This window comes from Paraburkholderia sp. Ac-20340 (assembly GCF_017104965.1).
Taxonomy (GTDB): domain Bacteria; phylum Pseudomonadota; class Gammaproteobacteria; order Burkholderiales; family Burkholderiaceae; genus Paraburkholderia.
Genome location: NZ_JAAGPR010000034.1, coordinates 66,922 through 91,984, shown reverse-complemented (window position 1 = coordinate 91,984; position 25,063 = coordinate 66,922). Strand labels below are relative to the sequence as shown.

General features: G+C 65.3%; 25 protein-coding genes and 1 pseudogene. 11 read left to right on the top strand and 15 right to left on the bottom strand.

The window, feature by feature from the left end; translation table 11 throughout:
- Positions 1-146: 146 nt before the first annotated feature.
- The 3 genes from scpB to G3N59_RS30240 form a co-directional block, all read right to left on the bottom strand.
- A complete protein-coding gene (scpB, locus tag G3N59_RS30250) occupies positions 147-1,118 on the bottom strand; it encodes an SMC-Scp complex subunit ScpB (RefSeq protein WP_205986500.1) in 972 nt (323 codons plus the stop codon).
- Positions 1,119-1,511: 393 nt separating this feature from the next.
- On the bottom strand, positions 1,512-2,678 hold the full coding sequence (locus G3N59_RS30245; protein WP_241024449.1) for a pyridoxal phosphate-dependent aminotransferase: 1,167 nt from the start codon (positions 2,676-2,678) through the stop codon (positions 1,512-1,514).
- A 180-nt stretch (positions 2,679-2,858) separates the two neighbouring features.
- A complete protein-coding gene (locus G3N59_RS30240; protein WP_205986498.1) occupies positions 2,859-3,761 on the bottom strand; it encodes a LysR family transcriptional regulator in 903 nt (300 codons plus the stop codon).
- 426 nt (positions 3,762-4,187) lie between these two features.
- Between G3N59_RS30240 and G3N59_RS30235 the strand changes: the two are divergent.
- Positions 4,188-4,574, top strand: a pseudogene (locus G3N59_RS30235) (transposase); the annotation flags it as partial.
- A 364-nt stretch (positions 4,575-4,938) separates the two neighbouring features.
- The gene (locus tag G3N59_RS30230; protein ID WP_205986497.1) at positions 4,939-5,247 is read left to right on the top strand and encodes a hypothetical protein; all 309 of its coding nucleotides are present in this window, start codon (positions 4,939-4,941) and stop codon (positions 5,245-5,247) included.
- Between the two features lie 248 nt (positions 5,248-5,495).
- On the opposite strand, the gene G3N59_RS30225 is transcribed toward G3N59_RS30230, so the two are convergent.
- Positions 5,496-5,774 carry a hypothetical protein gene (locus G3N59_RS30225; protein WP_346777963.1) on the bottom strand — a complete coding sequence of 93 codons (279 nt, stop codon included), beginning with the start codon at positions 5,772-5,774 and terminating at the stop codon, positions 5,496-5,498.
- Here G3N59_RS30225 and G3N59_RS37480 point away from each other — a divergent pair.
- From G3N59_RS37480 to G3N59_RS30210, 3 genes are all read left to right on the top strand, one after another.
- Positions 5,658-6,857 (top strand): YdcF family protein, encoded by a 1,200-nt coding sequence (locus G3N59_RS37480; RefSeq protein ID WP_346777962.1) that lies wholly within the window; start codon positions 5,658-5,660, stop codon positions 6,855-6,857. The two genes, G3N59_RS30225 and G3N59_RS37480, sit on opposite strands and share 117 nt — an antisense overlap.
- Before the next feature lie 245 nt (positions 6,858-7,102).
- Entirely contained in the window at positions 7,103-7,348 is a 246-nt protein-coding gene (locus G3N59_RS30215; protein WP_205986495.1) for a hypothetical protein, read from the top strand.
- 196 nt (positions 7,349-7,544) lie between these two features.
- Positions 7,545-7,805, top strand: coding sequence for a hypothetical protein (locus tag G3N59_RS30210; protein ID WP_027818234.1), 261 nt, complete (start codon positions 7,545-7,547; stop codon positions 7,803-7,805).
- 138 nt (positions 7,806-7,943) lie between these two features.
- Here the strand turns inward: G3N59_RS30210 and arfB are convergent, their stop codons facing one another.
- Complete coding sequence (gene arfB, locus G3N59_RS30205) at positions 7,944-8,348, bottom strand: alternative ribosome rescue aminoacyl-tRNA hydrolase ArfB (protein ID WP_205986494.1); 405 nt, start codon at positions 8,346-8,348, stop codon at positions 7,944-7,946.
- A 222-nt stretch (positions 8,349-8,570) separates the two neighbouring features.
- On the opposite strand from arfB, the gene G3N59_RS30200 reads away from it, so the two are divergent.
- Positions 8,571-9,224, top strand: a complete 654-nt coding sequence (locus G3N59_RS30200; RefSeq protein WP_205986493.1) for a VC0807 family protein — start codon at positions 8,571-8,573, stop codon at positions 9,222-9,224.
- A gap of 135 nt (positions 9,225-9,359) precedes the next feature.
- Positions 9,360-11,870, top strand: a complete 2,511-nt coding sequence (locus G3N59_RS30195; protein WP_205986492.1) for an FUSC family membrane protein — start codon at positions 9,360-9,362, stop codon at positions 11,868-11,870.
- 22 nt (positions 11,871-11,892) lie between these two features.
- Here G3N59_RS30195 and G3N59_RS30190 read toward each other — a convergent pair whose 3' ends face one another.
- Positions 11,893-12,117: a hypothetical protein gene (locus G3N59_RS30190; RefSeq protein ID WP_205986491.1), complete on the bottom strand. Its 225-nt coding sequence runs from the start codon at positions 12,115-12,117 to the stop codon at positions 11,893-11,895.
- 107 nt (positions 12,118-12,224) lie between these two features.
- On the bottom strand, positions 12,225-12,683 hold the full coding sequence (locus tag G3N59_RS30185) for an Lrp/AsnC family transcriptional regulator (protein ID WP_205986490.1): 459 nt from the start codon (positions 12,681-12,683) through the stop codon (positions 12,225-12,227).
- Positions 12,684-12,808: 125 nt separating this feature from the next.
- On the opposite strand from G3N59_RS30185, the gene G3N59_RS30180 reads away from it, so the two are divergent.
- Complete coding sequence (locus G3N59_RS30180; protein WP_205986489.1) at positions 12,809-13,435, top strand: cysteine dioxygenase family protein; 627 nt, start codon at positions 12,809-12,811, stop codon at positions 13,433-13,435.
- 9 nt (positions 13,436-13,444) lie between these two features.
- Here G3N59_RS30180 and G3N59_RS30175 read toward each other — a convergent pair whose 3' ends face one another.
- From G3N59_RS30175 to G3N59_RS30155, 5 genes are all read right to left on the bottom strand, one after another.
- Complete coding sequence (locus G3N59_RS30175; RefSeq protein ID WP_241024445.1) at positions 13,445-15,880, bottom strand: mechanosensitive ion channel family protein; 2,436 nt, start codon at positions 15,878-15,880, stop codon at positions 13,445-13,447.
- Positions 15,881-16,115: 235 nt separating this feature from the next.
- Positions 16,116-16,760 carry an NAD(P)-dependent oxidoreductase gene (locus G3N59_RS30170; RefSeq protein ID WP_205986487.1) on the bottom strand — a complete coding sequence of 215 codons (645 nt, stop codon included), beginning with the start codon at positions 16,758-16,760 and terminating at the stop codon, positions 16,116-16,118.
- A 92-nt stretch (positions 16,761-16,852) separates the two neighbouring features.
- Positions 16,853-17,326: an Rrf2 family transcriptional regulator gene (locus G3N59_RS30165; RefSeq protein ID WP_205986486.1), complete on the bottom strand. Its 474-nt coding sequence runs from the start codon at positions 17,324-17,326 to the stop codon at positions 16,853-16,855.
- A gap of 113 nt (positions 17,327-17,439) precedes the next feature.
- Positions 17,440-17,958 carry a hypothetical protein gene (locus tag G3N59_RS30160; protein ID WP_205986485.1) on the bottom strand — a complete coding sequence of 173 codons (519 nt, stop codon included), beginning with the start codon at positions 17,956-17,958 and terminating at the stop codon, positions 17,440-17,442.
- A 2-nt stretch (positions 17,959-17,960) separates the two neighbouring features.
- Complete coding sequence (locus G3N59_RS30155; RefSeq protein ID WP_241024439.1) at positions 17,961-18,539, bottom strand: GNAT family N-acetyltransferase; 579 nt, start codon at positions 18,537-18,539, stop codon at positions 17,961-17,963.
- A 59-nt stretch (positions 18,540-18,598) separates the two neighbouring features.
- Between G3N59_RS30155 and G3N59_RS30150 the strand changes: the two genes are divergently transcribed.
- Entirely contained in the window at positions 18,599-19,180 is a 582-nt protein-coding gene (locus G3N59_RS30150) for a DJ-1/PfpI family protein (RefSeq protein WP_205986484.1), read from the top strand.
- A 162-nt stretch (positions 19,181-19,342) separates the two neighbouring features.
- Positions 19,343-19,669 (top strand): hypothetical protein, encoded by a 327-nt coding sequence (locus tag G3N59_RS30145; protein WP_205986483.1) that lies wholly within the window; start codon positions 19,343-19,345, stop codon positions 19,667-19,669.
- A 26-nt stretch (positions 19,670-19,695) separates the two neighbouring features.
- Here G3N59_RS30145 and G3N59_RS30140 read toward each other — a convergent pair whose 3' ends face one another.
- Positions 19,696-21,414 carry a sensor histidine kinase gene (locus tag G3N59_RS30140; RefSeq protein WP_205986482.1) on the bottom strand — a complete coding sequence of 573 codons (1,719 nt, stop codon included), beginning with the start codon at positions 21,412-21,414 and terminating at the stop codon, positions 19,696-19,698.
- Between the two features lie 511 nt (positions 21,415-21,925).
- Here G3N59_RS30140 and G3N59_RS30135 point away from each other — a divergent pair.
- Positions 21,926-23,128, top strand: coding sequence for an ammonium transporter (locus G3N59_RS30135; protein WP_205986481.1), 1,203 nt, complete (start codon positions 21,926-21,928; stop codon positions 23,126-23,128).
- A gap of 81 nt (positions 23,129-23,209) precedes the next feature.
- On the opposite strand, the gene G3N59_RS30130 is transcribed toward G3N59_RS30135, so the two are convergent.
- Both G3N59_RS30130 and G3N59_RS30125 read right to left on the bottom strand, forming a co-directional pair.
- Positions 23,210-23,947 (bottom strand): SDR family oxidoreductase, encoded by a 738-nt coding sequence (locus tag G3N59_RS30130; protein ID WP_205986480.1) that lies wholly within the window; start codon positions 23,945-23,947, stop codon positions 23,210-23,212.
- Positions 23,948-24,109: 162 nt separating this feature from the next.
- Entirely contained in the window at positions 24,110-25,027 is a 918-nt protein-coding gene (locus G3N59_RS30125) for a LysR family transcriptional regulator (protein ID WP_205986479.1), read from the bottom strand.
- Between the last annotated feature and the right edge of the window lie 36 nt (positions 25,028-25,063).

Here is a 25,063-nt window from a genome sequence, read left to right as displayed (position 1 = left end):
TATCTGTCGTTATGGCGCGCGGAGGACGCGCGACGCGAGGATTCGGGCGCGTCGCCCGAATCGGTGTCGTGGATATCAGTCAAAACAACCTCGAAATGTCAGGTTGCGCGCCCGGTTGCGAGGGGCGCGTCAGTGTGTTTGTTGCTTCAGATGCCGCGTCGGGCGGCGTCGTCGTCCGTCGTCGAGACGGGGTCGTCCTGCGCCGCGTCGCGGCGGTCTTCGTGTTCTTCTGCGGGCTCGCCGGCAGCGTGGCCAGCCAGCTCCGTTGCGCCCGCATCGACGCGCCCGGCGTCGAAGTCCTGCGCGAGGGCGGCTTCGGCGTTGGCGTCTTCGGCGTGCGCCGGTGTTGCTGCGGACGGCGTTGCATCCGGTACTTCGGCGGATGGCGGCGCGTCGTTTTCATGCGAGCCATGGACCGCTTCGGCGATGGTTTCATCGTCCGCATCGGCCGTGCCTGTGGCGTCAACGGCGGAATCGACCGCCGCCTCAACCGCCGCATCGAGAGCGTCGAGACTCGCCTGCGTGCCTTCGGCGATCAACTGCGCCACTTCGCTTTCCGGGAATTCGATCGCATGCTGGGCCAGCAACTGCTCGCCCAACTGGTTCGACGGATCGTCGAGCGGCGGCAGTTCGTCGAGCGATCTCAAGCCGAGATCGTCGAGAAACTGGCGCGTCGTGGCATACAAAGCCGGGCGTCCCGGCACGTCCCGATGACCGATGACCTCGATCCAGTTACGGTCCTCGAGCTGCTTGACGACCTGCGTGTTGACCGTCACCCCGCGAATTTCCTCGATGTCGCCACGCGTGACCGGCTGCCGGTACGCGATGATCGCGAGCGTTTCAAGCACGGCGCGCGAATAGCGCGGCGGCTTTTCGGGATGCAGGCGATCGAGATACGTGCGCATGGCCGGCTTGCTCTGGAAGCGCCAGCCTGATGCGAGGCCTACCAGTTCCACGCCGCGCCCCGACCATTCCTGGCGCAGGTCTTCGAGCAGGTTACGGACTGTGTCGGCCGAAATGTCGTCGGCAAACAGCTTGCGCAGTTCGCCGATCTTCAGCGGCTCCTGCGTGCAGATCAATGCAGTCTCGAGGACGATCTTCGCCTCTTGGGTATTCATGCAGCCAGGTCAGACCCTAAGTAAGGTAAATCAGGTTCAAGGAACCGGATCAGACAGACGAAAGACGATGTGGAACTGGAGACGCGCTCGCCCGATTCTGATCGGTCATATTGATGGGAGCACGCACCGGGGGGCCGCTTTACGGTACTTTGCGATGCTTGAACAGACAAAGTGCCAGACCCAGCCGGACGGAGCAGCGAAATTCCCGCAGGGAATCGCGTGACTGAGCGCCATCTTACGCAAAAACGCCGGGGGCGTAAAGTCGCCTCCGGGCGTGTTTTAGACCGATTCCGTCAATGGCGTATTGATTGCGCATCGATCGCCGAATGTTCGTCGCTCGATCGCCATTCGCGTGCCATTCGATCGATGCGAACGGCATCGCAACGACGTCACTCACAGCCCGCCATGCTCCGCCAGATAGCCGGCAAGACGCGCCACACCCGCATCGAGCCGCGCCGGATCGCAGGCATAGCACCAGCGCACGAAGCCCTCGCCTTCCGGGCCGAACGCGCTGCCCGGCGCGAGTCCGAGCCCCGCTTCGCGCACCAGCGCCTTGCAGAGTTCGAGACTGCTCTGCGCGCCTGCGAGACGGAAGAACAGATACATGGCGCCATGCGGCACCTTGACGTCGACGCCTGGCAACGGCGCCAGCGCCGCGGCCAGGTGATCGCGCGAGGCGCGCAGATCGGCCACCAGCGTCTGCGTGGACGCCTCGCCCTGTTCGACCGCCACCACGCCGGCCTGCTGCACGAACGACGGCGCACACGAAGTGTTGTATTCGACCAGCTTGCTCAGGTCGTCCATCAGCGTGCGCGGCGCGACCATCCAGCCCAGCCGCCAGCCGGTCATGAGCCAGGCCTTCGAGAACGAATTCACACAGATCAGCCGTTCGTCGCGCGCGGCCAGATCGAGAAACGACGGCGCGGCGCGCTCGCCGGCTTCGCCGTAGTAGAGCCGCTCGTAGACTTCGTCGGCGACGATCCAGATGCCGTGGCGACGGCAATGCTCCAGCACGGTGCGCTGTTCGTCGCGGGTCATCACCCAGCCGGTCGGATTGTTCGGCGAGTTGATCATGAGCAGCTTCGTGCCCGGCGTGAGCGCGGCCAGCAGACGATCGAGATCGAGCGTCCAGCCGCGCGCACCGTAATCGAGCGCGACCGTCGCCACGCTGGCGCCCAGAATCTTTGGAATCTCGACGAGATTCGGCCACAGCGGCGTCACCGCAACGACACGGTCGCCCGCGCCGGCGACAAGTTGCGCGGCCAGCATCAGCGCGTTCACGCCGGCACTCGTCACCGCGATGCTCTCCATCGGCGTCGGGCCGTGCAGATCGCTCACATAGCGCGACAGCGCCTCGCGCAGCGGCGCGATACCCAGGTTGTGGGTGTAGAACGTGTCGCCGCGCGTGAGCGCCGCGGCGGCGGCTTCGCGGATAAAGGCCGGCGTCACGCGATCGGATTCGCCGAACCAGAACGGCAGCACGTCCGCCACGCCAAAGCCCGCATTCGCCACTTCGCGGATCTGCGACGCGCGCAGCGCCTGCACCGCTTCGCGCGCCATGCCAGGCGCGGCGAGAGCCGCTTGCGTAGTGTTCAACGACGGACTAACGGACGAGGACAGATCGAGATCGCGCATCGGGGGATTCCGTGAAGGTTGACGGTGAAGTGACGGTCGAATGACATCCGATTCCGACCGTCAGTTTAGCGCCACAAAACCCGCACAACACCTCCAGAGCCGCGCTCAGCGCTGCCCGCCCAGTTCGCGGATCAGCGTCCAGACGGCCTCGGCCGCCGGCGAAAGCGAACGATCGCGCCGTCGCACGAGCTCGACCGTGCGTTCGGCGCGCGGCACCAGCGAGCGCGCCAGCAGCGACGACCCGGCCGGCACCGGCAAGGCCAGCCACGGCAGCACGCTCACCCCCACCCCCGCTTCGACCAGCCCGAACACCGTGGCCGGATGCCCCAGTTCCTGCACGATGCGCGCGCTCACGCCCTGCTCCTGCATCACCGCGTCGATCAGCGGACGACTGCCCGACGCATGATCGAGCATCACCAGCCGCTCGCCGTCGAGCGCCGTCCACGGCACCTCGTCGCGGCTCGCGAGCGGATGATCGCCGCGCACCACCACGCAGAACGAATCGGTGGCCAGCAACTCGGTCTCCAGATCCTCGGCGGCCGCCGCGCCCACGAAGGGCCCGATCACGACGCCGAAATCCACCTCGCCCGAACGGACCTTGCGCACCACATCGCTTTGCACATCGTCACGCAGGCCGAGCGTGACGTACGGAAACTGCCGTCCGCACGCGGCCACCACTTCGGGCATCAGCCGGCAGGCGACGGTCGGACTGGCCGCCACCACCACGCGCCCGCGCCGCTGCTCGCCGATTTCGCGGATCTCGCGCAGCGCGTCGTCCAGATCGCCGATCAGACGCGGAATCGTCGCGATCAGGTTCGCGCCCACGTCGGTCAGCTGCACCTCGCGCGTGGTGCGATCGACGAGCTTCACGCCCATCTCGGTTTCCAGCTCGCGCACGCAACGGCTCACCGCCGACTGCGTGAGACCGATTTCATCGCCCGCGCGGCTGAAGCTCTGCAAACGCGCGACTTCGATGAACACCCGCAATTGCCGCAACGTCACATTCATCCATTCGCCTCATGAATCACTTTGTTTGATGCAATTTTAATCGCTTGCTGGATCGTTACAGCGGAGTGAATCGCACCGGTCATTGTTCGCCGCAGTGCAGCAATGCAGCTAAAACGCACGCCTGGCGGGCCTGTTTGCACAAGATTGGTGATTGTCCCGATTTCCCGGCCATGCGTTTTCGAGTCTCATACGCCCCTGGCAAGCACCCGCGCGGGCTTGATGCCACGCGGCTTCGAGACGAAAGCGTGTGAGCTGGCACGCTTCTCGCATTAAGGCAGACACAGGATCGGCGGACGGTCCGATGTTTGAAAGAGACTGGCCCGTCCCAACCGATTCCGCCTGGTACTCCGCCAACCGGTCGGGGTACATGAAGAGTGCGCAGCGCGGGGCAGCGCACCGGAGATAGCTTCGCTGAGGTGAAACATGATGCTGTTCGACGATTTGAGAGATAACGAATGGGCCCTGGTCGAGGCGTTGTTCTGTGCGGAACCCGCACGGAGCGAGCGCCGTGGACGGCCTCGCGTCGAAGCGCGTGCTGTGGTCAACGCAGTGCTGTGGGTGCTGTCGACGGGTGAAGGCTGGTCCAAGCTGCCGGGCCGCTACCCCTCGCCGCCCACCTGCCGCCGCCGCTTCGACGAATGGCAGGCTGACGGCACGCTCGCCGAAATCGTGAAGCGCCTGGGCACGAGCGGCCGCGAAATTTCGCTGCGCGGACGCATCGGCGCCACCGCCACCAAGCCGCCGGCACCGCCGAGCCGCGACCGTCTGCGCGGCGCATTCTGGACCAACCCGGAATCGTGGCGCGCGCCCGTCAAGATGGCCTGAACCTGCTGGCCGGCAACAGATTCACGTTCACTTCTCGCACTTTGCGCCGGGCGCCTTTCGCGTCCGGCGATTTCCCTCGCGGCGCTCGCCGCCAGCCACCGAGGCTTCGAGCCTTTCCGGGCGTTGTCTGCCTGCCACATCGAGCTCACTCGAAGGCACGCGCAGACAGGCGCTGGTGCGCTTCCTCTAAATTCGTCAAACGGCGTTAAACCTCGCCGGATTGGGCCTGCGCACGCCCGATCGATGCGCGCGAAACATCTCTTTACCAATATTTACAGCATGCTTTCGCGCACGACCGTACCTTAGAGGCATGTTCACTCAAGTCCAAAACCCGCTCTGACGGGAGGCTGCCATGAGATCCATGACTCTGCACAATCGGGGCATCATGGTTTCGCTGTCCGCCCTCGCCCTGCTCGCGTCGCTTGCCCTGCCCACCGTGGTGGCGTCATGGCTCTCGAACGATGCGACGGCCCAGCCGCCCCAGTCCAGCGCACCGCATTGGCCCATCGCCCGCACGGGCGCGCACGCCTGGCCGTCCGCAGGCGCTCGCCCCGCCGACAATGTCCAGCCGGTGCCGCGCGGCGATCTGCGCAGCGATATCGTCGATAACGCGCGCCGTACTCCGCCGCCGCGATCCGAGCCGCCGCGCGCACGCCACTAGCGCACCGCGCTCAAAGCGGAACGAGCGAAACGATCGACGGAGCGGCTGTGCGAAGCTCCGGTCTGCGAAATGAATTAACGCGAAATAAATGCGAAACGAATAATTACGCGCTGCAATCGTGTCGATGGCGTGACGAAGACGGGAACCACCGCGCGAGCGCGCGGTCTATCCCTTTGCCATTAAGCACAGCGTGGCAGCAGTAATACCGGTAAGCCCGTATCTTTCGATACGGGCTTTTTTTTGGCTGGCTATAAAGCGGTGGAGCCCGCTTCGTCGGAAGACTGGGCGAGCGCTTCGGCCACGTAGTCGGCCGTACGCTGGTCGGTCCACTGGAGAGAACGTTCGTCGCGGGCGAGGCGCGCGAATTCCGCGCGGCCGCGCTCGGTCAGCACGGCGATATCGACGGGAGCATGGAAGCCGGGAGCAGGAGCCACGGTGCGCTGCCTGACGGTATCCATCAGGCCGAGATTACGCAGATATTGGAAAACTCTGGGACTACGCGCCCACGGGACCTGCCGATACTGCACCCGCCGCAAGGCTTCGAGTACTGCTTCGTTGGAATACGTGGTCATCTCACATCTTTCTTAAAATGCAGTCCCGCTGCCATTCCGCCTGATAGGGCGCAAGGCCGGCAAGCGCTACGCAGCCGTTCGCCGCGCGCCTTGCGCTGTCCTGCGCCGTGGCACGGACTGCAGGTTATTCGGGCCCCCGCGAAAGCACCGGACGCCGCGCAGAACGACAGCCGCTCGTTGTGGAGCGCTTCGCCGCGCAAGGTCGTCGCTTCCGGCATGATCATCGCGGTGGCCATTGGCGGCCGATTCACGCGCGACATGCTTCATCCCGAAAAACAATACGTTACCTCATTCAAATTGATTCTATTCGGAATATTTGCGCTATTTTTTGCGCTATTCGTGCTGTGGCGCCGTCAACGCCGGGCGGTGGCGTTTGGTGCTGTCATCTTTTTCTGGCTGCTCGCGGCAGGGTGGCTGACAAAGCCGCTGCTCGATCTGGCCCAGCCGCTGTCCTATCGTACTCCCTACGATCCCGCTTCGCCGAACGCCACCTCGTTCGGCCCGCGCACCGCCATCGTGATGCTGGGCGGCGGCATCGATGTCATGGACGACGGCTCGCTGGCGCCGCAGCACGACGTCTATGCGCGCATCCGGTTGTCGGCTGCGCTGCACCAGCGCTGCGTTGCCGCCGGGGGTCTGTGCAAGGTGATCGTGAGCGGCGGCAATCCGCAGCATCACGCCGCCAGCGAAGCCGATACCTATGCGCCCTGGCTGTTGCGCGCCGGCATCACCCGCGACGATCTCATCCTCGAAAACACCAGTCTCACGACCTGGCAGAACGCCCGCAACGTCGCGCCGATCGTGCACGCCCAGCGCGCCGATACGCTCTTCGTCGTAACCTCGTCGTATCACATGGCACGCGCGATGCTGGACTTCGGGCGCTTCGGCATGCACCCGGTGGCGGCCATATCCGAGGTACGGCATGTGCGCCTTGGCCTCTGGCCGCGCCGCGGCAACCTGCGCAGCGCAGAAACCGCGCTGCACGAATTGATCGGGATTGCGCAGTTTCACGTCTACGTCATGCTTGGCTGGTTCTAGTCACGGTCCAGCGCGCGGGCCGAAGTAACCGTCTAAGGCTGCATGAGAGCCCGCATGAGCACGTCGTCGCCGTGATCGGGTCAGATGTGTCAGGATGGGACCCGGGCAGATGTAAGGAGTTGTAAATCGCGCGCGCAAGCCTGATGCGATGTCATCTGCCAACCCAGGTTGATCGTTAGAATGACATGCCTTTTCCTGCTCGGCAGGCACCAGCTGGGTCCATAAACCGCTCTTCGGAGGTAGTGATGAAAAAAGTGTCCCTCGCAGTCCTGATTTCGCTGTCCGCACTGACGGGCGCCGCCTATGCACAATCGGATAACGGCGTCATGATGAGCACCGATCCGGCCAAAGCCGCCGATGTCGAGCAACGCGCGCAGGATCTCCAGTCGCGCCAGCAGGCCGCTGCGCAGGCGCCGGCGGAAATGCCCATGAAGCATCACAAGAAAGGCGGCCATCCGCATCACAAGGCCCCGCCGAAGTCGGATCAGTAATCCTCCGATAACGCTTGAGCCACGCCTGAAAAGCCGACGCCGGTCCCCGGCCTCGGCTTTTTTGTTTTGCGCAGCAAGAAGGACGGGAACATTTGACGCCAACGCGCCCACAGGTCGGCGCGCGCGCGGGTTATGCTAAAGTCGCGCACCTCGAAATTCCCCCTACTTTGTGCGCGACTCGCGCGGAGAAACATCCATGAGCAACATCCAGCTCGACATCGAATGGACCGAAGCGGCATCCCGCAAGATCGAAAAGCTGATGCCGCGCGGCAAGGGCACCGAGGCTTTCCTCGCCCTGCCCCCGGTCGAATGCCTGCCGATGGAAGGCGACGTCCTGTTCCTCGGGCCGGAAGGCAAGCAGCAGCCGTTCATCGTCGCGGAGCGCCAGTATCACCATGAAGGCGACGCCGACTGGACCATCATCCTGATCCTCGACGTGCCCGATACGACGCACTGATACGGCCGAACACGCTGCACGCCGCGCGGCCGCTCCGGTCGCGCGCGCCACTACCTGTTTCAACGCCCTGCGCCGCAATGGCGCGCTCTGCGGCACCCATCCCAGCCAATTGCAACCAGATCCGCCCGACGCGCTGCGTTATTCCGTCACACGCTGACGCCCGGATTTGATCTCGCTGCGGCGCGACTTGCCGTCCAGACGCCGCATCTTCGAAGCGCGCGTGGGCCGCGTCGCCACCCGCGCCTTGCGCGTCACGCTGACACTTTCGATCAGCGCATCGAGACGCACGAGCGCCGCCTCGCGGTTCAGCTCCTGCGTGCGGTACTCCTGCGATTTGAGAACGACCACGCCTTCGTGCGTGATGCGCCGGTCGGCGAGCGCAAGCAGGCGCATCTTGATGACTTCGGGCAAGGACGACGCGCGGATATCGAAGCGCAGATGAATCGCACTCGACACCTTGTTGACGTTCTGGCCGCCCGCGCCCTGCGCGCGAACGGCGACGAGTTCGACTTCGTGCAGCGGGATGGACAGGCGATCGGACATGGCAATAACGGCGTGGAATCGGGCGAATAACGTTGCAGTGTCGCATGAAGCCGTCCACGGCGATATGGCGCACAGCAGGCGCAATGCAGTCCCGCTTCGAGCGCCACGCCACATCGGGCACGCAAGATGCGAACGCTGCAACCTCGCGCCGCGATCCACGGATTGCCGATGGTCCGCGCGTGAACCATACTTTGTTCATCCTTTTTCTGGAGTACGCATCCCATGAAAGTGCGTCCAGCATTCGTCGCCGAAATGGCGGTCAATCTGCTGCTGCCCTGGGTCGCGTACCGGCTCGCCCAACCTTATTGGGGCGAAGTCGGCGGCCTGATTGCCTCGGCGGTTCCGCCGCTGGCGTGGACGATCGTCGAGCTGGTGCGCTTCAGGCGTATCGATGCGCTCTCGGCGGTGATCCTGCTCGGCATCGTGCTCTCGCTGATCGCGATGGCGTTCGGCGGCGGCACGCGCGCGTTGTTGATGCGCGAGAGCTTTTCCACCGGCGCGATCGGCGTCACGTTTGTGCTTTCGCTGCTGGCGCGCCGGCCGCTCGTGTTCTATCTCACGCGCGCCACGGTGGCGCGCCAGACCCGCGAAGGCGTCGGCCGGCTCGAACTGTTGTGGAGCGAGAACCGCAGCTTTGCGACGGCCATGCGCCTGCTGACGTTTGTCTGGGGCGTGGGCCTGATCGGCGATGCCTCGCTGCGCACCTGGCTGGCCGCCACCTGGCCGATCGAGCGCTTCCTCGTGGTCTCGCCGATTCTCGGCTACTGCATGTTCGGCGCCCTGCTCGCGTGGACCTTCTGGTATCGCACGCGCATGCGCCGCATCCGCGGCACGCACGGCCTGCTCGGCGATGCGCCGACGCTCAGCGCGGACTAGCGCGAACGGCGCGCGCACCGGGCGGGCGCGCGCGCATCCCCGAATACAGAGACGGACGGATCGCACCCGAAATCATTTAAACTCAGCGCCACAGTCCGCGGCGCTTTCGTCCGCATCCGAAATCCATGGCAGTCGATGCGCTATTCCGTAGAAATCAGGAAGTTCCTTTATAGCCAGTACTTCTACGGCGGTCTGCGCATCGCGGTCGGCATCTCGCTTCCGGCCATTCTGTGTCTGTTCGTGTTCGACAAGAGCGAGCTGGGCTTCACCCTCTCGACCGGCGCGCTCGGCGCCTGCGTGGTCGACATGCCCGGCCCGCTCAAGTACAAGCGCAACGAGATGCTGGCGTGCAGCGTGATCGGTTTTCTATCCGCCTACGCCACCGGCCTCGCCACCTTCAGCCCGATCGCGCTCTGGGCCACGGTCGTCCCGCTCACCTTCGTGCTGTCGCTGATCGTCGTCTACGGCAACCGCTGGCCGCAGATCAGCTTCGCCACGCTGTTCATGATGGTGATGACGCTGGAGGAGCATTTCACGCCGCACCAGGCGCTCATCAACGCCGCGTGGATTCTGCTGGGCGGGCTCTGGTACACGGCCTGGTCGACGCTCGTGAGCCGCCTGATGCTCGACCGGATCGAGCAACAGGCGCTGGCCGAAAGCGTGTTTGCCTGCGCCGACTACCTGCTCGCACGCGCGCAGTTTTTCGATCTCGACAACGATCTCGACGAGTGTTTCCGTAATCTGGTCGCCAAACAGATCGCGGCGGTCGAGCGCCAGGACGCGGCGCGCGACATCGTGCTGCGCAATCTGCCGAAGCTCAGGAGCGGACGCGTCGATGCGCGGCGCGCGATGCACTTCAACCTTTTCATCAACACGGTCGATCTGCACGAACTGTTCGTGGGCGCGCACACCGACTACCCGCTCGTGCGCAACACCTTCGGCGGCTCCGATCTGCTGGTGTTCTATCGCGATCTGATCCGCAAGGCCGCGGCCGATCTCGAAGACATCGGTCTCGCCGTGCTGCAGAACGAAGCGCCGCGCGCGAACATCAACGTGAAGGCGGAACTGCGCGCGATCGAATTCGAACTCGATCTGCTCAAGCGGCGCGATCTGCCGGCCAAAGACCCCGAAGCCTACGCCGCGATCTCGGCATCGTTTCGCCGCATCTGGAGCGCGACGCGCCTGATCGACCGCATGCGCCGCAGCCTCGCGAGCGAAGTGCCGACCACCGAAACCGAGCTGCGCATCGACGAAGCCCTCACGCGCTTCGTCACCAACCGGCGCGTCTCGTGGCTGCAGATTTTCTCGAATCTCACGATGGCCTCGCCGAGCTTTCGCCACGCGCTGCGCGTGACGATTGCAGTCGCCGTGGGCTTCTGGCTCGGGCGGCTGCTGCCGCTCACCAACGCCTACTGGATCGTGATGACGAGCATCATCATCCTGAAGCCCGGCTATTCGCTGACGCGCCAGCGCAACGCGCAGCGTATCGTCGGCACGCTGATCGGCTGCGTGGCCAGTATTGCGCTGATCCTGCTCGTGAAGCAGCCGCTCGTGCTGCTGGTGTCGATGTTCGCGGCGATGGTGATGAGCTACAGCCTGCTGCTGTTCAACTACACGGCGAGCGTGGTGTTCACCTCGGCCTATGTGCTGCTGATGTTCCATCTGCTGGCGCCGGGCAGCATGCGCATCATCGGCGAGCGCGCCATCGATACGGTCGTAGGCTGCATGATCGCGATCGGCGCGAGCCATCTGTTCCCGTACTGGGAATACCGGCTGATGGGCAAGCTGGTGCAGGACATGATCGCCGCGACACGCGGTTATCTGGAAGCGAGCTGGTGGTGGAGCGGCCGCACGAGTCAGACTGCCAGCGCCGGCAATGCACAGGCGGCTTTCGCCGGGCCGATGCTGACCGAAAGCGCGGCGCGCGTGGCCGCGCAAACGACCCATGCCGCCAGCGCTCAGGCGGCCCAGGCAGCCCACGAAGAAGCGGCGCTCGCGCTCGACGGTGCTGGCGCAACGGCTTTGGCGCCGGCTCCGGTAGCGGCTGTCGGCGCGAAAGTATCGGCTCAGGCCAATGCGCAGGCTGCCGCAACACCGTTGCCCGCATCGGCAGGAGTGGGTGCAGCCGCCGCCGCTGTGCCCTCGCTCGCCCGCGACTTCCGCTATCGCCTCGCGCGCAAGAACGTGCATGTGGCGTTCGCGAATCTCGGCCAGGCGTTCCAGCGCATGATGCTCGAACCGAAATCGGCGCAGAAGTTCGTGCCCGAACTCAACGATCTGCTGGTGCGCAGCCACGTGCTGGCGTCGCAGATCACGGCTTCCGCGCCGCTGTTGCGCAGCGCCGCCAATGCCGATCAGGCCGCGCCAGCCATGCGCCTCGACGCGCTCGACCAGGCGCTGAACTGCGTGCGCGAAAACCTCGTGGCCGCCGAAGCCGGAACGCCCGTGCCCGAGGATCAAATCGAGATCACGCGCCGCATGACGCGCGATCTGGACACCATGGTGGTGGAAGCGGAACGCGCGATCGGCGCCACCAGCGACCTCGCGCAAGATGTGAAACTGCTCGCGCACCAGTGCAAGCAGATGCTCGCGGCCTCATGGCTGATCCGCAAGGACGCCAGCCTGATCCGGCTGCCGGAAGAATAAGCGCGGCTTTGAGCGGCTGGCGTTATTGCGCTGCGCCGCTCGCCTGCGGTGCGCTCGTTGCAACGCTGGCCGCCGCGCTGGCCACCGAACTGGCCGCCGAACTAGCCACCTGAGCGCCTACCGTCTCGTCATACTCGCGCTTGCTGCGCATCGCATTGAACAGCACAGTGCCGATCACGATGAGCACCACCACCACGATAAACACGCCAACGCCAACGGTGGGGTTCTTCTTGCGCTTATCGTCCATGGATCGTGGCCTGCCCGGCTGAAAGAGGGAACGGGCATTCTACGCCGCGACGCCTTGCAGACGGCTTGCGGTTCGAGGAATAGCCGGCATTCGTGCGGCGCGCGATATCACACGCCCCGTACCGGCAAGGCCGTCGAATACTTGATCTGCTCCATCGCGAAACTCGAACTCACGTCGAACAGCGGCACCGAGCGAATCAGTTGCTTGTAGACGCGATCGAAGTCGTCGATATCGGACACCACCACGCGCAGCAGATAGTCGGTCTCGCCGCTCATGCGATAGCACTCGACGATCTCGGGAATGTCCTGCACCACGCGCGTAAAACTCTGCGCCCAGGCTTCGGTGTGCTGATTGGTGCGCACGTTGACGAATACGGTCGTGCCCACGCCCAGCTTCTTCGGATCGCACAGCGCGACCTGCGCGCGAATCACGCCGGTTTCCTTCAGGCGCTGGACGCGTTTCCAGCACGGCGTCTGCGAGAGATTGACGCGTTGCGCGAGTTCCGCGACAGGCATGGTCGCGTCGTCCTGCAACAGCTCGACCAGCTTTCTATCGATGATATCCATTCCCAGCTACCCCGAAACGTAGAACTTTCTTCTATCTTACGCCGCATCTATAAAAAAGAATGGAAACTGTTTCTCGGCGCGCGCCGGTATAACTCTTCATGGAGAACAACGCGACGAGAGAATCCATGAACGCCCCTACCGATCCGGCCCTGCTGCGGGCCGCAGCGCCATCCGCTTTAGCCGATCACCCTGCCGCCGTGGCACGGCTGTGCGCCGCGCTCGATGCGGCGTTCGAGGCCTGTCGCACGCCCGACGATCCGTCGCGCTGCGCCGCGTTTGCGCAAGGCGTGCGCGCGGCGCTGCGGCTTGCGCTAGCCGATCCCGCGCTGGTCACGCCCGCGCAACGCGAAGGCTGCGCGACGCGCTATCGGCGGCATCTGCTCGCCGCGTGCCCCGCCGGGCGATATGCGGTCGCCGCACTGGTGTGGCTGCCGGGCCAGGCAAGCCCGATCCACGCGCACCATACGTGGTGCGGCTATGCGGTGCTCGAAGGCACGCTGACCGAAACGCTGTATCGATGGGATGCAGAGCGCGATGGCGCGACGGTTCTGCGCGCTCATGCACGCAATGCTGGCACGGTGGCCTTCGGCGGGCGTGGCCGTGCGGGCATCCACCGCCTCTCGCGCGCCATCGACGAGATGGCCGGGCCGTGTATTTCGCTGCACGTGTATGGCGTGGCGGCTGAGCACATCGCTACCGGCGTCAACGATATCGTGCCGCTCGTGGGCCTTGCCACGCCGTTCGCCGGCTAAACGCGTCGATCAGTTGCGCCCCGCGGTGGGAATCTGCGGCGGCGCGCCTTCCGGGCTGCCCGTCGGCGGCGGCGCGGGACGCGGCTCGTGCGACGCATCGCGCGTCACGCCGCGCGTGGTGGGATCTTCCGCTTGCATATCCTGCGTGCCTTGCATGCCCTGCGCGGCCTCCGGGCCGGACGCCGGCTCGCGCACCGGCTCGTCCTCGCTGCGCGACGACATATGCACCTGCATCTGCGGCACCGGCATCTCGATGCCCGCCTCGTCCATATGCCGCTTCAGCCGCGCATTAAAGGCGCGCGCCACGCTCCATTGCTGCAACGGCCGCGTCTTGATCTGCCCTTTCACCACCATCCAGTTCGGATCGAAACGGTCGAGGCCCCACACTTCCACCGGCCCAAGAATCTCGCGCCGATAGCGGAAATCCGCGACCAGTTCCGCGCCCGTTTCGCGGATCATGCGCGTGACCGTATCCAGATCGACGGCAAACGGCACGCGCACTTCGAACACCGCGAACGCAAAATCGCGCGAGAGATTCTTGACGATCTTGATCTGCGAAAACGGGATCGAGTGGATCGCGCCCTGGCCGTCGCGCAGCCGCACCGTGCGGATCGACAGATGCTCGACGGTGCCCGCGTGACCGTTATCCAGATCGATCCAGTCGCCCACCGAAATGGTTTCCTCGATGATGATGAAAAGGCCCGTGATCAGGTCGGTCACGAGCGACTGCGCGCCAAAGCCGATCGCGAGGCCAATCACGCCCGCGCCCGCCAGCAGCGGCGTCACGTTGATACCGAGATTCGCGGCTGTGACGATGCCCGCGATCGTGAGGATCGACACCAGCAAAGCGTTGCGCACGAGCGGCAGCATGGTGCGCGCGCGCGTGCTGGGCGCGCGGCCTTTGGTGCGCGGACCGCTCGGATTGAGCGCTTCGAGAATCGCGGTATCGATCAGAATCCACACGAGCCAGGCGAGGAACACCGTCGCCAGAATCGCGAAGATCGCGTGAGCGATGCCGCGCGCGGCGACGCTGGCCTCGATGATGCCCGCAAGCGAAATATCCCAGAGACGCGCGCACGATTCGAAATACGCCAGCCACACAAACAGCACGAGCAGCGTGCCCGCGAAGCGCAGCAGACGGCGCAGATACGGCGAGCGCCGCCGCACGCGCGCGAGGTCGGGCCGCGTGATGCGCAACACGACCGCCGAAAGGAAAAACGCCAGCACCAGCAGCAGCGCCGTCACCACCGAAATCTGCAACACGTTCTCGTTGCTGCTCAGGCCGCCGAGCGTGGCCGTGATCGACGCGGCGGCGAGCAGCAGCATCGGCAATTGCCAGAGCGAGGCCAGCACGTCGAAGACTTCGGTGAGCGCCTTGTGATCCTGGCGCAGTTGATAGCTGCGGTTGCGGATCAGATGCGCGACCGGACGCCGGAAACCAATCGCAAACGCGGCAGTGAGCACGGCGGCGGCCATGTTCGCGAAGGTCGACACCAGCGCCGCGAGATTCGAACCAAGCTGATGCGCGACCTCGTAATTGGTGGCCGCATCGCCGAGCGCCGCACACACGCCGATGGCCCATAGCAAACGCCTGGCATCGCGAATCACCACGCGCACCGCCGCGCGCCGGTGACCGGAGCCGAATAGCGAAAACATGATCAGACAGATCGACGAGAACACCGCGCCCGCAACGATCGCATACGCAATCACCACGCCGAGCGTGCGCCCGAGCGCTTCCGGCAGCGCGCGCTCGACCACCAGCGCGCCGACGAAAGCGACGATCCACGGCGCGACGCGGTGCAGCACGAACACGAGCAGTTCGATCGTCGTGGGACTGGGGCGCAAGCCTGTGTCCACGGAAAAGCGCCGCAGCAGACGGCGTTCGAGCCAGCGCAGAATGGCCGCGCAGAAACCCCAACCCGCAAGCATCGCGATCATGTCGAAGACGATGCGCCCGGGACTCTCGCCCTCTCCGCCCGACGCGAGCACGTAAATCTCCACGCCCGCCGAGCGGAAACGCCCGGCCCAGTAATGCAGCGGACTGGCGCCGTGGTGGCGCGCGTCGCTCTCGACCGAAGCCAGCCCCGAGGCGATCGCGCCAAGCAGGCCGGACGTGACGGCGGCCACGCCCGATGCGGGCGCAGGCGCGACGTTCTGCGAGACGTTGCGTAACTTCTTGAGCTGCGAGACGAGCGCGTTGCGCTGACGCTCGTTGTCGAGCGTGCTGATGACGCTGTCGAGCGAGCGATTGAATTCGGCCTGACTGGCCGGTGACGGTGCGGAAGCTGCGTCGGCGGCGGAAGCGCCCGATGCCGTCGCGGGCGCGCCCGTAATCAGACTTTGCAGCGCGGGCAGAACCGGCACCGCGGCGGCGCCGGGACCCGCAGCGAAGGCCGCGACGGAGACAAACACGCCCCAGCCGAGCGCGATCCACATGCCCAGCATAACGAAGCGATGCGCCAGCCGACGTAGCGCACGCCCGGCGGACGTCTGCGCGAGCGCCGCGTCCCGCTCCAGGCTTGAATTCATGGGCGTAGGGGCGAAATCAGAACGCTCCAGTGTAGCCGCACTCACGCGCGGTACGTCACACGCCGGCCTGAAGAAATTGCAAGCGAATGCAAGTGTCCTTGAGGCACATCATGCATTCGCCTGGCTCAATGGCGTTCGCTCACCAGACGGGTCAATACGCGACAGTCGCGATCTCGCGGATGAAACGGCCCTGCTCCAGTTCGTCGACGAATGCGATCGCGTAATCTTCGGCGGAAATGCGGCTGTTGCCGGCTGCGTCGGCGATCAGCGTGTTTGCGCCGGTGCGGAACGTGCCGGTGCGCTCGCCCGGCGCGATCAGCGCGGCAGGCGCGAAGAAGGTCCAGTCGAGATCGGCAACCGTGCGGTAGTAGCCGAGCGCGACGCGGTGCGCGAGCGCGATCGGCTTGTAGGCGTCCGGGAAGCCTTCGGTATCGACAAGCTGTTTGCCCGGCGCGACTTCGAGCGAACCCGCGCCGCCCACCACCACCAGACGCTTGAGGCCCGCTGCGCGCGTGCCTTCGACCAGTGCGCGGCTGGCCGTCTGCAGGTCGTCGAGCTGGCTCATGGGCGGCGCGTAGGCGCTCGCGACCACGTCATGACCGCGCACGGCCTGCGCCACCTGCTTGGCGTCCAGCAGATCCGCCTTCACGGCCTGCACGTTCGGATTCACGGCAACACGCTCGGGCTGGCGCACGAAGGCGCTCACCTGATGGCCACGGCGCGCGGCTTCGGCGGCGATGCGCGAACCGACCATGCCGGTGGCACCAAAAAGGGCGATCTTCAGCGACTTGCTCATTTGCAGACTCCTGTGCGAAACATTTATGTAACCACAATAGTTACATTTAACGGGGTTAAAAAACGGGGCATTGCCCCGTCGGGTTCTGTCACTCAGTGCGCGCCGCCCGCCGCGCTCCGTGCGGGCTTGCCGCGTTCGCGCTTGCGCTCGCTGCGCTGCATCTCGTCGACGACCTGATGCAGCGTGCGCCCGGCCAGCGACGCCTCCATCGCACGCTGCGCATCGTCGATGATGCCGCGCAGCGACACCTGGATGTGCCGCCCCACCATGCAGGCCGGATTCGGCTCCTCGCGATGCATGGCGAAAAGCTGCGCATCGTCGACCGCGCGGTAGACGTCCAGCAGCGTGATCGCCTGTGGCTCGCGCGCCAGCAGCGCCCCGCCGCCCGCGCCCAGTTGCGAGGTCGTGAGACCCGCGTTGGCGAGCATCGTCAGCAAGCGGCGGATCAGCGCGGGATTCGTGTTCACGCTGCCCGCGATGATGTCGGAGGACAGCGGCGCGCCTTCCTGCAGCGCCAGCAGCGCGAGCACATGAACGGCAAAGGCAAAACGGCTGCTCGTATTCACGACACATCGGCCGCAGACTGCGCGGCTGGATAAAGTGTAACCATCATAGATACATTAATTTTCTTCGTCAAGCGCGCGGGATTGCGGGGTCGCGTCCTCACTTGCGTCGCCTGTCACTGGCTCGCGCCGGACGACGAACCCGCGCTCGAACCCGCGGCCGCGCCGCTCGCGGCCCAGCGCTGCAACGAGCGCCCGGCCAGCGACAGGCCCGTGCCCGTGGCCGCCGCCGCATTGCCGAGCAGCGCGTGCGCAGCGCTGGCCGCGTCGCGCCACTGGCCGCGCGCCTGCGAGGCCAGTTCGTCGGAGGATGCGCTCGCGCCATCGGCGATCGACGCGCTTGCGCTATCGCTTTGCGACTGGATCTGCGCCTGCGTCTGCGAGGCGGTTTCGTCGAGCTTTTTCTGCGCTGCGCCGATCTGCTGGTTCACGAAGCTGGCCGCCTTGTCGAGCGTCTGCGCCGCCTGCGCGGCCGCCTGGCTGGCCGCGCTCTGGGCCGCCTGCTGCATCGCATCGGACGCCTGCTTGCCGAGGTCGGGCGCCGGCGCATTCTGCTTGTCGCAGCCGGCGACGACGAGCATCGCGCAGACCAGGGCGGGCAACGTCGCCCATCGTTTCGATAACTTCAAAGACATGGTCATCCTGATAAAGACACCGCTAAAGATTCCGCATCGAGCGGCTTGCAAAGATGAAAACGCGGCAATGATACGCTGCCGCGCCGCACCCATTCCTGAGCGACCAGCGAAAAACCCGCGCGCTCGAACACGGGCCGCGCGAGCGCGCTGGCGTCGGTGTCGAGCGTGATGGCCCGCGCCTCGCGCGCCAACGCTTCGAAGCGCGCAATCAGCGCCGTCGCGAGACCGCGCCCCTTCCATGCGGGCGCGACGTAAAGCATTTCCACGTGATCGCATGGAAACAACTGGCCGAACGCCGCGTATTCACGTGATGCCGCACATGAAACCGCGCCGGTGGCTTCGGCTACGAGCGTCACGCCACGCGCGAGCCGCGCATCGAAAGCCTCGACATCGTCGGCGACCGCGGCCCACGCATTGCGCTGCGCCGCATCGTAGCGCGATGCAGCAAGCGTCTGGATGGCCGCACGAAATAGCGCGGCAAGCGGTGCAGCATCGCGTCCGCGTTCGTAGGCGCGCCAGAGCATGCCTTCATACGAAGGCGATTCACGGCGCGTGGGCGGGTTCGCGAAATCGTCAATCATGCTGGAGTAGACTGCCTGAGCGCAACAACCGTTCCACCATCTCAACGAGGAGTCAAGCGATGGCAGTCAAGAAGATCCTATTTCTCACGGGCGACTTTGCCGAAGACTACGAAACGATGGTGCCGTTTCAGGCGCTGCAAGCGGTCGGGCATCAGGTGGATGCCGTCTGTCCCGGCAAGAAGGCCGGCGAGCGCATCAAGACCGCGATCCACGACTTCGAAGGCGATCAAACCTATACCGAAAAGCCGGGCCACCAGTTCGCCCTGAACGCAAGCTTCGACGATATCGACTTCAGAAGCTACGACGCACTGGCCATTGCAGGCGGCCGCGCGCCCGAATACCTGCGCCTGAATCCGAAAGTCATCGAGCTCGTTCAATACTTCGCGGGCGCGAACAAGCCGATTGCCGCGATCTGCCACGCGGCGCAATTGCTCGCCGCCGCCGAAGTGATTCGCGGCAAGCGCATTTCGGCTTATCCGGCCTGCGCGCCCGAAGTGCGCCTCGCGGGCGGCGAATATGCCGATATCGCCATCGACAGCGCCGTGACCGATGCGCCCTTCGTCACCGCGCCGGCCTGGCCCGCGCATCCCGAATGGCTGCGCCAGTTTCTGGCGCTGCTGGGCACGCGCATCGAGCCTTGATTTCAGCCTTGACGCATGGTAGATGCGCCGGCTTCACTGCGCGCATCGCTGACAATATTTAACGCAAACACGCGAGAAATTCGGACCGATCTGATGTCCGCGCCAAAGCCCGCTCTCGACAATATCGGCTTACTTTTTGTTCGATAGCTGGAGTGTGTGGCGATGGCGCTCACGGATTGGGTCGTTCTTCTCGCGATTGTGTTGATGGCAATCGCCTTCTTTTGCCGGCCGTCGAACCGGCGCGGCACGTCGGCCGAACGCGCGCGTCGCGTGCGCGGCACACGCATGCTGATCCAGGCCGCTGTTGCGCTCTGGGGCGCGCTGCTCATGCTGGAGCGCACCTTTGCCGCTCCGGCCGACTTCGCCGTGTCGTCGTGGCTGAGCCCGCGCGGCGCGCTGGCTCTGGTGTTCGTACTCGCGGTGGCGGGCTGTTTGTGGTCGGTGCGCGGGCGGCAACTGCTCAAACAGCGCCGGCTTTTCGCCTGCTGACGGGCTTCCAAAACCGCATTACACGCTCAGGACGCCGGCAAGATCCGGCTAGCGGACGCGACGGCGGCAAGTTCGACTTCGTCGTCGACGTCGCCGCCACGTAGTTCGCGCTCGTGCGCGGCCATCAGCGCCGCGGCTTCGCCCGGCGCGGGCGGCACGACCGCCAGCGCATCGGGCAGCGACAGATAAAACGTCGTGCCCTCGCCCTCCACGGATTCCACCCACACGCGCCCGCCGTGCCGTTCGACCATGCGCCGCACCAGCGCGAGACCGATGCCTTCGCCCGGCGCGACGTTGCCATGCATGCGCTGGAATGCCTGAAAGAGGCGCGGCAACGCCACGTCGGGAATGCCGAGCCCGTTGTCGCGCACGTAGAAAATCTGCAGCGATTCCACGCCCGGCGGCGCCGTGGCCGTGCCGATCTCGATACGCCCTTCGCGCGACGCATCGAGATAATTCAGCGCATTGCCGATCAGATTCGCGAAGATCTGTTCGAGCGCGGTCGGGTCGCCCCACACGGGCGGCAGCGTGCGCACGCTCACCTGCGCCTGGCGCGCGCGCACCGAAGCATGCATCGCATCCACCACGCGCTGCACCAGTTCCTGCACATTGACGCGCTGACGCCGGTACTCCACGCGCCCCACGCGCGCCAGCCGCAGCAGCGCGTCGATGATGTGCGAGGCGCGCAGCACCGCCGTCTGCAAATAGCGCAGCGCTTCGCCGATATCCTCGTTGATGATGCGCTCGACCCGCTCGCGCGCTTCGGGCGTCAGCGAAGAATGCGCCACGCGCTCGCGCAGATCGTCGCAAGCGTGATTGAGTTCGCGCGAAAAACCTTGCAGGTTCACCAGCGGCGCGCGCAGATCGTGCGACACGCTATGGATGAACATTTCGTTTTCCTGAGTCTGCTGACGCAGGTTTTCGTTGATCGCCGCCAGTTGTTCGGCGCGGCGCGCGAGATCGGCCTGAAAACCCAGACGCAGCCGCTCCGCCTCCACGAGGCGCTGGCTGATCTGATGCAGCGTGAGATCGAGCTGGGCGATTTCGTCGTTGCCGCTCGTGAGCGGCGCAAGCGGCTCGTTGCCCGCCAGTCGCCCCGCGTTGTCGGACAGCGCATTGAGCCGCCCGCGCACGCCGCGTGTGAACAGCCAGACCGACAGCGCCACCAGCATGATCGAGCCGATCACGGCCGTCATCACCAGCGTTTGCTGCTGCGCGCGCGCCTGTTCGGCGGCCGTCACGCGCAGCACGTCGAGACGCCGTTCCTCGGTCTGGAACGCGCTGACCTGCGTGCGCACGCGGTCGAGCACGTCGAAGTCGGTGAACGTGCGAAAGCGCTCGACCAGATCAGCACGACGCCCCGAGTGCAGCAGGTCCTGAATGCGATCCGACCACTGCCGGTAGCTCTGCACCGCCTGGCGGATCTGCACGGCGCGCTCGACTTGCGAAGGGTTATCGGAGACGAGATCGACCAGCCGGTCGATGCGGCGGTCCACGTCCATCCAGGTGGCCACTGGCGTCGAGAAGCGCGGTTCGCCCGCCGCCACCGCGCCGCGCAGTTTGACCGATTCGACCAGCACCGGCTCCAGCACGCGGCCGGCCTGCGCGAGCACCTCCTGGCTATGCTGCCCCATGCGCTCGGCGGCTTCCGCGTCGGCCTCGGCCTTGACGATGGCCGACAGCAAGGTCAACTCGAAAACGGCGGGGATCGCGATCAGCAACAGCCCTTTGGTGGTGAGGCGCATTGAATGGCGGTTCGGGGCGTCCGGACGGCGGAAGGTTGGAATCCGCTCATTATGTCTACGTTTGCGCCCCGCGTGCGCCCGATGTGCCTGGCGCGCAAGCCTTCTCTTGCGCCAAGGACGAAGGCGTAAGTGACGCCGCCGCGACCTCCATTCAAACGTCCATTGAAACGCGCCTTCATCGCGCCCCTGATTCGCCTGAGAGAATATTTCGAATAGCCGACAACACCTTGATAAAGAAAGGAAAAACGAATAAATCGCCCCAATCTGGCGCGTCGCCTCACCACCTTTGCGCGCAGGCACTGCAATTGTGCCGATGCACATCGCATCCGCCGTGCACCGGCGTCGTTCATCCGCGCGATATCGGCGCATGAATCGCACCGCCAGGTTCCGCGCCGGTGCACGCGCGCACTGCCAAAATGCGTTTCGCCGACCGGCGTTTCACCATGCTGGCGCATAGCTGGCCCACATCTTGCTCATAACGCGCTCCTTTAGGGCAAATGCAGGACGCAAGATGGACAACCTCAAATCCGGCACCGATACGCTGTTTCTGCTGCTAGGCGCCGCCATGGTGCTCGCGATGCACGCGGGCTTCGCGTTCCTCGAACTCGGCACCGTGCGCAAGAAGAATCAGGTCAACGCGCTTGTGAAGATCCTTGTGGACTTTTCGGTCTCGACGATCGCCTATTTCTTCATCGGCTACACGATCGCCTATGGCGTGCAGTTCTTCTCGCCGGCCACGCTGCTCGCCGAACACAACGGCTATCAGCTGGTGCGTTTCTTCTTCCTGCTGACCTTCGCGGCTGCCATTCCGGCGATCGTCTCGGGCGGCATCGCCGAGCGCTCGAAATTCAATCCGCAGCTGTTCGCCACCTTCGTCATCACGGGTTTCATCTATCCGTTCTTCGAAGGCATGGTCTGGAACAACCGTCTGGGTTTCGAAGACGCGATCACGCATGTGTTCGGCGTGCCCTTCCATGACTTCGCCGGTTCGGTCGTGGTGCACGCGTTCGGCGGCTGGGTTGCGCTGCCGGCCGTGCTGCTGCTTGGCGCGCGGCATGGCCGCTATTCGCGCGACGGCCGCATTGCCGCGCATCCGCCTTCGAACATTCCGTTTCTGGCGCTCGGCGCGTGGGTGCTCGCGGTGGGCTGGTTCGGCTTCAACGTGATGAGCGCGCAGACCATCGACAAGATCAGCGGCCTCGTGGCCGTGAATTCGCTGATGGCGATGGTGGGCGGCACGCTGTCCGCGTGGGCCGCGGGCCGCAACGATCCGGGCTTCACCTATAACGGGCCGCTCGCGGGCCTGGTGGCCGTGTGCGCGGGTTCGGACATCATGCATCCGCTCGGCGCGCTGGCGACGGGCGCGGTGGCGGGCGTGCTGTTCGTCTATATGTTCACTTGCGTGCAGAACCGCTGGCGCATCGACGATGTGCTCGGCGTGTGGCCGCTGCACGGTCTGTGCGGCGCGTGGGGCGGCATCGCGGCGGGGATTTTCGGCACGCGTGCGCTAGGCGGCATTGGCGGGGTATCGCTGGGCGCACAGATCGTCGGCACGCTGGCCGGCATCGTGATGGCCTCGCTCGGCGGTTTTGTGGTGTACGGCGTGCTGCGCGCGACCGTGGGCCTGCGCATCGATCAGGAAGAGGAATACAACGGCGCCGATCTCTCGATCCACAAGATCACCGCCACGCCGGAACGCGAATCGGTGTCCTGAACCGCAGCTAATGTTTAACGAAAGGCGCGAACGGTTTGCACCGTTCGCGCCTTTTTTACTGCTGGTGCTGTCAGGCAGCGATCAAAGCTGGCTCATGCCGCCATCGACGATGATTTCCGTGCCGACGATAAACGCGGATTCCGGCGCGCTCAGATGCAGGATCGTCGAAGCCAGTTCAGCCGGCGTGCCGAAGCGGCCGAGCGGGATTTGCGCCGCCAGCGCGTCTTTCGTTGCCTGATCCATGCCGATCTTGCCGTGCAGCGGCGTCGTCACGGGGCCGGGGCTCACGACATTCACACGCGCGCCGCGCGGCAGCAGCTCCGCCGAAAGCGTCTTCGCGAGCGACACCAGCGCCGCCTTGCTGGCCGCATACACCGACGACGACGGCATGCCGATATGCGCATTGATCGAGCCATTGAGCACGATCGACGCGCCCGTATTCAGGAGCGGCAGCAGTGCCTGAATCTGGAAATACGCGCCCTTCACGTTGATATCGAAACTCTGGTCCCAGAGCGCTTCGTCGACCTGATCGAAGGGCGCGAACTTCGCGACACCCGCGTTGATAAACACGGCGTCGAGGCGGATGCCGTCTTCGCGCAGCGCAGCGGCCAGTTCACGCGAGGCCGCCGGCGACGCGGCGTCGTTGCGGTAGGCGCGGGCATCGCCGCCCAGGGTTTCGCGGGCGGCGGCGAGCGTGGCTTCGTCGCGGCCGGTGACGATCACGCGTGCGCCTTCGGCTGCATAGGCTTGCGCGGTCGCGAGACCGATGCCGCTGGTGCCGCCGGTGACGAGGACAGTTTTGTTGGCAAAGCGATTCATGACGTTTCTCCTGGTGGGTGATGATCCGTGCTGGACCGTAACGTCATGGTGCCGGGCGCGACGTGCATTGCCGTACGACATCCGCGACGAAGATATTCGATTTTTTCGAACGTTCTGGAATGGCGCTTACTTTGCTACTGCGATGCGTGCCCGTGTGTCCGCTCAGGCGCCGACTTCGATCCCCTTCACCAGCCGGCTCGCCAGGCGCGGCTCGCGCAGGCGGTCGATCCACCACTGCAGCGCGCGGCCCGGCCGTTCGGCGCGCCAGGCCACATAGAGCGTGTTCGGCTCGCGCGGGCTCGCCGTCTCTTTCTCGATGAGCTCGCCGCTTGCCAGCAGCTTCGCAGCGCGCTCGCGCGGCACCCAGCCAACGCCCAGGCCGTCGCGCTGCGCCAGAATCTTCGCACGCATCGACGGAACGGCGAGTACATCCTGTCCGCCCAGCAGCCCATAAGCGCGACCGGGCATATGCCGGGACGAATCGGCGACAGCCACGCCACGCGTCGACAGAATCCGTTCGCGCGACAGCGGCCCGGCGACGCCCGCCAGCGGATGGCGCGGCGCGAGCGCGAACACCCACTCCATCACGCCCAGTTCGAACCAGTGCAGACCGGCGATCGCGGGCGGCTCGTTGGTCGCGCCCACGATCAGGTCGGCGCGCCCGTCACGCAGCGCCTCCCACGTGCCGGCCAGTACCTCGTGCGTAAAGCGCAGCCGCACGCCCGAGTCGAGCGCATCGAAATCGCGCACGACGGGCATCAGCAGTTCGAATTCGATGATCTCGTCCGTGACGATCCAGAGGCGGTCTTCCCAGCCGTTCGCCACCTGCCGCACCCGCTGCGTCATGCGCGCGACGTCCTGCATCAGGCGCCCCGCTTCATCGGCGAGCAGTTGCCCGGCGGGCGTGAGTTGCAGACGGTAGCGGCGCCGGTCGAACAGCAGCGCGTCGAAGCGTGCTTCCAGTTGACGCGCCGCATGCGACACCGTCGAAGGCGCCTTGTTCAGGCGCGCGGCGGCACGCGACAGACTGCCGCTTTCGCGGATCGCTTCGAGCAAAGCCAGTTCTTCTTCGGATAACATGTGCCGCTCCATCGAACAGGTGTGCGGCGATGGTAC